The organism is Telluria sp. ZB4P36 (assembly GCF_059685865.1).
The window spans coordinates 1-4,432 of the sequence record NZ_JCASIE010000045.1 but is presented as its reverse complement, the minus strand read 5'-3'; the positions used below and the strand labels follow the sequence as shown (position 1 = coordinate 4,432).

Annotated in this window: 2 protein-coding genes; both read right to left on the bottom strand. The window is 60.4% G+C overall.

From position 1 onward, the window contains the following. Positions 1–57: 57 nt before the first annotated feature. Positions 58–1,356 carry a hypothetical protein gene (locus AC56LK_RS25160; RefSeq protein ID WP_497187172.1) on the bottom strand — a complete coding sequence of 433 codons (1,299 nt, stop codon included), beginning with the start codon at positions 1,354–1,356 and terminating at the stop codon, positions 58–60. Beyond that, on the bottom strand, positions 1,356–4,187 hold the full coding sequence (locus tag AC56LK_RS25155; RefSeq protein ID WP_497187171.1) for a type VI secretion system Vgr family protein: 2,832 nt from the start codon (positions 4,185–4,187) through the stop codon (positions 1,356–1,358). Before AC56LK_RS25155 ends, AC56LK_RS25160 begins: the two co-directional genes overlap by 1 nt. Between the last annotated feature and the right edge of the window lie 245 nt (positions 4,188–4,432).

Genomic DNA, 4,432 nt, shown 5'->3' with positions numbered 1-4,432 from the left:
GACAGCGGCGCCATTCCCGCATCGGCTTTGTTCCGCCAGCGTTGTTCGCCGAATCCTTCAGCGAACAGCCGCAGGCGGCTTAAGACATGCGTGTCCGTTATTGACAGTACACCTCACTTTGAGGTCTTGCCCCGCGGCCGGTCCCCGCCAAACATTTAGCGACTCTCCTGCCTTGATCTCGTATTCGACGACCCATCCATTCTGGTTCCATTCTGGTTTAACCGCAAACTTGCTGCGCCATTCATCCCGATTCTTGATTGTCTTGAACTCGGCCTCTGTCATCCAAAATATGCCAGCGCCTTCATTGGATGGATCGACAACACGGTATAGCTTCGCGGGTCCTTTAATCGTATCTGCTTGGATCTTCTTTCCTTTATTCGAAAAAGTTTCGACGAGCCACTTTTCAAGTGGCGGATGGTCTGGATGATTTCTTGCCAACCTGTTAATTTTTTCATTCATCTGCATCTGCGGAAATTTCATTTCCCTAGGCCGCTTCACTACCCACTTCGGCGGCTTCGCATTGATCAGCTTCGCCGACCCCGATTCCGAAATTGGCGCGATCCATCCCCGATTGGTCCGGTAAGTCTCGACCTTCCAAGCCTGGTCATCCAGCTTCTTCGCAATCACTTTGAGCACAGTCTGCACCGGCTTCGCATAGGTCTGAACAGCCCCGCTGATAGCGCGCCGCTTCGCATCGATAAACTTCAGCAGTTCGTCGAGATGCTCGCGCACATTACTCGGCACGATCGGCCTTATCTTCTCGAGCAATGCCTTCAGTTCATCGAATTTCTCATCCAGCATGGCCTTGAGCTTGGCCGGATTGAGCTTGTCACCCGCCTCGCGGATGGTCTTGGCCGCGAACTGGTAGATATCCGGCAGCTTGCCGTCCGTCGCCCATTTCGCTACGCGGTTGTGTTGCACGTATTCGGTGATCTTCGGCAGCGCGGCATCGCATGCCCGACCGGCGGCCGCCACCAGCTTGCCCGTGTTGGTGATGTCATCGGCATGCTTGACCAGGGGCTTCAGGTAGACCCAGACCAGGCGCAGTACGCTTTTGACGACCGTACCGACCTCCGGAATGAAGCCGACTATCGTGGTCGCAATGAAGAACAGCGTCACCTTGTTGGCCGGATCCTTGCGGTACTGCCGGACGTTCGCGCACAGGTCACGCAGGTCGCACAAGGTATCGACGATCGGAAACAGCGACACCACCATGTCGAAGCCGATCTGCCCGCTCGTCCGTTCGGCATTGAAATCGCCTTGCAGTGCACCCCAGATCCACTCGCCTATCCCCACATCGTCCGGCTTTGCCTGCCCATGCACCTCGTTCAGTGCATCGAGTGTTTGATCCGCCATTATTTCCCCCTGCGATCTTGGGACATGTCGATCAGGTTCGGTTCCTGGGCCACGAGCGGATCCAGGCTGGACAAAAGGTCGCCAGCCGTGGGCCTTGGCTGGTCCTTGGCGGACGGCACGTTGTGATAGACGACTTTCGAGACGGTGTCGGGCAAATTACGCTCCTCGGCCATGCCACTGCCGTCGAGCGTGCCATCCTTTGTCTGGCCGTCCGCGAAATGCAGGATGTAGGGCACGCCGGCCATCGCCGCCCCCTCGTAGCCATCGAGATCGAGTTTCAGCCAGTTGGTGTGTTCGGCAGTCGGGAAGAACGGCAACTGCGCCTCCTGCTGGGCGGGGCCGCCCCACTTGTGCATGCCGGCCTTCACGGTGAAGTCACCAGCACAGCCATGCTCGATCTTGCCGTCCGCGATTCTGATGTAGGCGCCGCCGCAGAGCAGCGTCAGGCTCTTCTTCGCCGCGATTACGATCTCGCCCTGGCTGGCAGTGATCTTGACGTCGCGATCCGCCGCGATGCCGATGCTATCCTGCTGCGCCTGGATATCCAGCTTGCCGGCGCGCGCGATATGCTTCATGCCGTCCTGGTGCGCGAACAGGGAAATGCCTTTGCCTGCCTGGATGTTTACGCGCTGCCCCGCGACGGCCTGGATATGCTGCTGCGCTGCGAAGGTCTGCTGCCGGCCGGCGTAGCTGACTGACGAGTTCGGCGTGCCGCTGACGAAACCGCCCGCGGCATATTGGGCGATGAGCGGCGCGGAGTTCTGGCCTGTTTGTTCTGCCTGTTGCAGATCCTGTGCCAACTGCCGATGCGGCGCGAGATCGACCGACATGGCCTGGTGCTGTTCGGCGAACTCGCCCAGCTCCTTGAGAAGTCCCTCCGATCCCTCAAGAAGCGCCAGCAAAGGCTCGCGTTCCAGTTGCCTACCCGAGGCGCCGAGCATAGCCTGAGTGGTGAGCAGCATGAGCCGTGCCGCGCGCAGCACGACCGAATGATCACTGCGCAATTCGGCCCCTTCTCCACGCGCTTCTCCCTCGCCCTCCCTGCGCGGGTGCGTCAAGCACCCGAGGTTCAACTGGCTGTGTCCATGTTCGCTGGCCAGCTGCGCACTGATTTGCCCTGGCGTGTCATCCAGCCGCAGCTGGTTGCAGCGCATGCCTTGCACTTCCTTGCTCTTGATGCCCGCAATGAAGCGGTTGCCGGGCAAGTCACCTGCATGGCTGAACGCTGGCGGCAATGCCGTGCCGCCAAACACGCGGCCGATGACAATCGGCTTGTCCGGGTCGCCTCCCAGGAAGTCCACCAGTACCTCATCCCCGACACGGGGCAGACTAATGGCGCCCCAGCGATCGCTCGCCCAATGGCTGGCAACGCGCACCCACGCCGAATCGCGGTCGCTATTGCTGGCCCCGGCGCCGTCCGGATGGTCCTGTTCGCGCGTGCCAAGAAAGCGTAGCTTGATCCGGCCGAGTGCATCGCAATGCACTTCTTCTCCCGGCGGACCGACGACGATCGCGGACTGCAATCGCACGCGCGGCAGGTCGGTACACGGGTCGTAACCTGGCACGATCGGGATGCCGCGGCGCACGCAGGTAAAACGATTGGTGTACTTGACGCCGCGCTCCTCGCTGGCCTGTACCAGCGCGTCCCCAGTTGAGTCCTGCTGCCAGGCGTTGGCAGCAAACAGACGCCGGGCCCGCTCGTCGACGTCCTTGGGAAGATTGTTCTCGGCAACCAGGGACAAGTCCGTGAGCACGAACTCACGCTCATCCTCCGCGTGGGTATCGATGTCGGGATGCCCATCGAGCAGGATCCACTCCCCGACGCACAGATCGCGCACGCCGCTTTCGCCATGAAAGCACTTGGCTTCGTATTCGTGACGCTGCATCCGCAATTCGCCGAGCCTGCGGTAGTCGCTGTCATCGTCACCAAGGTGGGGCGCGTCGATCTGGTAGTCGTCCAGACTGAACGCGAACTGGTCGCCGTATTCGCCTTGCCGCATCGTGGTCGGCGATTGAACCGACATCATCCGGCCTTGCTTGTGATCCCAGCTTTGACGGGCAATTCTGCCTGGAGCCAGGGTGCGAACGGCGCTCCAGTTGATGACGCCATCGCGCGCTTCGGTACCGGCATCGCGATGAAAGCGCACCGTACCGGCAGCATTCTGTTCCAGTGACTGTGGCGTATCGAACAACACGAGCGTATGGGAAGCCGCAGCCGGACTGCTGGACTCGCTGGCTTGGCCGGGCCGGAAGCCCCAGGCGATCCCTTGCCGCTTCCACAAACGGCGCAGGAACGCAGCATCCGACTCGTTGTGCTGCATCGTGAACTCGCGCGGTGCATAGACGCCTGTGATACCGCTTGTATCGATGTCGAAGGCTTTGGCCAGCACCGGATTGATACATCGCCATTCACGGATGACGGCCGCGCTGATGTCGACTTCGTTCATGGTGCGGAACACGCGGGTATTGGTGCGCCGCTCCATCATGGCCAGCGCGTCGCGTATCAGCAACTGGTAAGTCGCAAGTCCTCCATCGCTTTGCCCCGCGCACGCCTGAGCGACGATGCCGCACACCGAACGCAAGCGGCCACGATCCGTGACGAATTGCAGTTCCGCCGGCAGCGCAATGAATTCCTTGAGCGGCAGGTCCGCCCGGGTGGAGACGCACAGCAAGCGATATTCGATATCGCCGCATAGCGCTTCCCGGCCGCTGACATGCTTGACCAACAAGACGTCATCGAGAATGGACTGCGGGTGCAATAAACGTAGGCGGATGGGGCGGTACGACTGGGTGAGCTCGGGCGAAAGACCCGCGACGTTCAGAAAGTTCATTGAGACTCTTCCCGCAGAAAAAACTGAACGTCAAAAATGCCAGACGCGACAATTGCAGGGCTTGATAACGCTCAACGTAACTGTTCGTTAACAAATTCCCGTCGAATTAGCATGGCGCCCCGTTCTATGGACGAATCGGGATAGGGGCGGCCAGTTGTCTGGCCGGTCCCCTCCCACACCACCCGGCATGCGGGTCCGCACCGGGCGGTTCGAGTAGTTGAGGTTAAGTGAGGCGAGGCATGCCG